The sequence below is a fragment of the Achromobacter sp. LC458 genome, assembly GCF_001005835.2.
Classification (GTDB): domain Bacteria; phylum Pseudomonadota; class Gammaproteobacteria; order Burkholderiales; family Burkholderiaceae_B; genus Achromobacter; species Achromobacter spanius_B.
The window spans coordinates 1-822 of sequence record NZ_LBHW02000100.1; the positions used below are offsets into that span (position 1 = coordinate 1).

1 protein-coding gene is annotated in these 822 nt (G+C 58.4%); it reads right to left on the minus strand.

Annotated elements, in window-relative coordinates; translation table 11 throughout:
- The coding region (locus tag YH64_RS30030) for a DUF6708 domain-containing protein (RefSeq protein WP_370512791.1) at nucleotides 1-426 on the minus strand (426 nt) is incomplete at its 3' end.
- Between the last annotated feature and the right edge of the window lie 396 nt (nucleotides 427-822).

Genomic DNA, 822 nt, shown 5'->3' on the forward strand with positions numbered 1-822 from the left:
CCCCCGTTGCCGCCAGACTTCGGCACGCAGGTCGGCCCAATCGTAGGATTTCGTGGTGACCTGCCATTTCGCGAATGGATTCCACCAGACGTGTTCGAAGCTGTATACGTATACGGTTCGGCGTAAACGGTTAAAACGAACCGGCTCGTCGCGGGGGATGGCGGTGTCTATGCGTATGCAGTGGTATGCCATGGCGCCGGTCATGATGCCCGGTGGCAGGATTTGCAACGAGAAGACGATGCCGTGCTCCCAGCTGCTACAGGCCATAGCCAGCACAGCTAGGGTGAAGCAGATTGGAAAGATGGCGAAGAACATTAATAGCCCGCGCATTTTTGTAGAGCGACGGGAAATCTCCAGATAGGCGTCGTTGAGCGCGTTGAGTGTAGGGGCATGATGGGGCTGGACTTCAGCGCGCTCGCCGTCCATGGGTGCGGCTAAATCGCGTTGCCACCCCCGATATGGTCTATCAAGTAAAGGTCTTTGGTTTGCCATAATTCCGGTTCTGAAAATAGGGGCGGCTAGGGGCCTATGCACATAGCGACTCGCGCACGTTATCGAAGAGTGGTTCGACGACGGCGATGTGGTTGCCCTCGTAGCGCGGCTTCAAGAGTGGGGGACGGCGGGACGGTTATGAGAGTTTTTGCGCTATTCCATCAAACCGGGGGGCCTTCTCTACAGATGGCGGGGATAAGTATTCGTGGCCCGACGGCGCGGGCGGTGTTTCGTGTGGCAAACCCGCGGTCAAGCCGGACCCGTCCGTGATTCCACATCCATCGCAGCCGGCCATTCGACCTTCGGCGCCAGACGAAGCGCCAGGTTGTG